This is a genomic window from Psychrobacter sp. T6-1 (genome assembly GCF_052258445.1).
Genome location: NZ_JBQQFC010000301.1, coordinates 1 through 2,877, shown reverse-complemented (window position 1 = coordinate 2,877; position 2,877 = coordinate 1). Strand labels below are relative to the sequence as shown.

Sequence of the window (2,877 nt, the reverse complement as noted above, 5' to 3'; positions counted from 1 at the left end):
GATAGCACGCTTGCAGATACTATCGAGACCATGACGGTTTATGATCCAGATTCTGAGCGCTATGAAGATATAGAATATACCAGCATTGATGAAGTCGTCAGCTGCTATTCCTACTCACGTAAAACAGGTGAAAAGATCACTCAAGTGGCACTCAACGATGTCAGCCGCGCTCTAAGTAATAGCGGTCAGTTTATCTGGCTCGGTCTTTATGATCCCAGCCTTGAGACCATGATAAAGGTACAAGACGCCTTTGGACTCCATGAGCTGGCGATTGAGGATGCTTTTGCCGATCATCAGCGCGCTAAGGTTGAGAACTATGATAATGACATGGTGTTCGTCGTTCTGCGTACTGCCAAGTTAGAGGACAACGTCATCCGTTACGGCACTACTGCGATATTTATGGGCAAAAACTATCTGATTACCATTCGTAATGGCCCCTCAAATTCCTACGCGCCTGTGCGCGAGCACTGCCATCGTCGCCCTGAGAAACTGCGTATGGGGCCTATCTTTGTTTTGCATGCCATTCTCGATTTTATCGTCGATAACTATATGCCTATCACCGATCGCTTAGGGCAGTATCTGCGCGAGCAAGAGCGCTATGTCTTCACTTATGAGTTTAACAAAAGCACACTAAAAAACCTCTATGAGCTCAAATCCCAATTGGTACATATGCGCGCCATTATCTTGCCCGTGCAAGATATCTGTAGCTTTTTTATTAATCACAAAAAGAGCGAGCTGGTCTCAGGCTTCTCACAAGCAGCTAAACCCTACTTTCGTGATGTGAACGACCATCTATTACATTCTTTAGACGCCATTAATGGTCTCAATGAGATGCTCAGCGTGGTGATGAATACCTATATGGCCATGGTCAATATGGGACAGAATGAGGTGGTGCGTAAGCTGGCGGCTTGGGCGGGTATCTTGGCAGTACCAACGGCTATTGCGGGTATCTATGGCATGAACTTTGACTTTATGCCAGAGCTACATTGGAAGTACTCTTATCTGGTCATCATGGGACTCATTCTTGCACTGTGTAGTTATCTGTACTACAACTTTAAAAGGTTAAAATGGTTATAGAGCATTATATAACACAGCACTACCTACTATAGCTTAGCCAGCTGTATAATTTTTAGAAGCCCTTATTTATGATCAGATTTCGGCTCGTTATTTGAATTTTGAGCATTTTGCGGCAGTAGTGTTTTTAGTGTTGTATCTGTATGTTGGCGCTGAATATTATCCTCTGGTCGACCAAACGTTTTTGCCGTCCACGTTAGAACGACAATAGACGCGCTCAACGCCAAGATAGCTATAGAGATGGTTGCCAGTAGCCATAGATGAAAGTAATCTGATACAGCCTGCACATCAACTACTAAGTGTCGTGATAAAGCGGTAATCGCAATGAATATCAAAAACTGAACAGGCAGACGATGGGTTTTAAAATAAATACCGATCATAGCGAGTAGCTCAAGATAGATAAATAGCATTAAAATATCTTTCAAAGCCGCTGAACCTTTTTGAACAATATAAATAAACTCTTTGCCTGCAGTCCAGATGACTACCACACTGATCAAAAACAATATAATGTAATGCGCAACATCTAAAAATTCTCTGCCGATACTTTGTAGTCGCTTATGAATATCTACATCTCTTTTAGTCATTTCAGATTCTACCTACTGGTAATGATAGTTTAAGTGAGTACATTCTCAAACGTTTTAGGTACTGGCGATCAGTGTAGAAATGCTCAGCGAAAATTTAATACGTTTACACTTTGAGTGCCAACCCTGCTGATTTTTCAGCGGCCTCTACTGTTTGGCGAATAAGGGTATTGATAGTCATCGGTCCAACGCCGCCTGGTACTGGCGTGTAAGCACTGGCTATTTCTGCTATCCCTTGCATTTGAATATCTCCAACGCCGCCGTCATCTGTTGGATGAAAGCCTGCATCAATAACAACCGCGCCTGCTTTTATCCATTCTGATTTGATTAGCTCAGGTACGCCTACTGCACCGACGATGATATCAGCGCGCTGTACATGAGCGGCCAAATCCTGCGTTCTAGAATGACAAATCGTCACCGTACAATTGGCATTTAATAACATCATCGCCATCGGCTTACCTAATATGGGGCTACGACCTACGACCACCGCTTCGCGACCTGCCAGCTCAATATTATAATGCGCGAGCAAATGCATGATGCCTTGGGGCGTACACGAGCCGTAAGCAGGCTGCTGCATGCTCATACGACCAAAGCCCAAACTGGTCACGCCATCGACATCTTTTGCTAGTGCGATCTGCTCAAAACAGGCGCGCTCATCGATATGCTCAGGCACTGGATGCTGAAGCAAAATACCGTGGACATCAGCGTTGTTATTAAGCTCATCAATCTTTACCATCAGCTGCTCAGTCGTCGTCTCACTTGGCATCTCAACACGGATAGAGTCCATCCCGACGCGCTTACAAGCATTGCCTTTCATACGGACATAGGTGGCAGAAGCAGGGTCGCTTCCGACTAATATCGTCGCAAGGCTTGGCGTGCGTCCTGTCTTGGCTTTGATCGCTGCAACGCGGGTCTGTAATTGCTGCTCTATCTCTTTGGCAAGGGCTTTGCCGTCCAAAACAGTAGCAGAGTGAGCGGTTGACGACGCTTGAGCAAGTGACATGATAACTCCAATAAAAAAGCGAAAAAATAAGGACAGCGCGCGTAAGTATCTTACATGCCTGTCCTTTGCTTAATAAGTCTCTGTGTATATCTAGTATTGTACCTGCCTACGCGCCAAAATCCTAGAGCGTGTTGAATGGTTAATACCAATACAAAAAAACGGCCTAATAATAGACCGATTCTTTATCGCAATTTCAATAATTTACTTGGCGTTTTGATA

Annotated in this window: 3 protein-coding genes; 1 reads left to right on the top strand and 2 read right to left on the bottom strand. The window is 44.4% G+C overall.

The window, feature by feature from the left end:
* A partial coding sequence (corA, locus tag ACTXGO_RS11965; protein ID WP_443574684.1) for a magnesium/cobalt transporter CorA occupies window positions 1-1,077 on the top strand: 1,077 nt, incomplete at its 5' end.
* 62 nt (window positions 1,078-1,139) lie between these two features.
* Here the strand turns inward: corA and ACTXGO_RS11960 are convergent.
* Both ACTXGO_RS11960 and folD read right to left on the bottom strand, forming a co-directional pair.
* On the bottom strand, window positions 1,140-1,658 hold the full coding sequence (locus ACTXGO_RS11960) for a phosphate-starvation-inducible protein PsiE (RefSeq protein ID WP_443541421.1): 519 nt from the start codon (window positions 1,656-1,658) through the stop codon (window positions 1,140-1,142).
* A gap of 103 nt (window positions 1,659-1,761) precedes the next feature.
* A complete protein-coding gene (gene folD / locus ACTXGO_RS11955) occupies window positions 1,762-2,658 on the bottom strand; it encodes a bifunctional methylenetetrahydrofolate dehydrogenase/methenyltetrahydrofolate cyclohydrolase FolD (protein ID WP_443574682.1) in 897 nt (298 codons plus the stop codon).
* Window positions 2,659-2,877 lie beyond the last annotated feature (219 nt).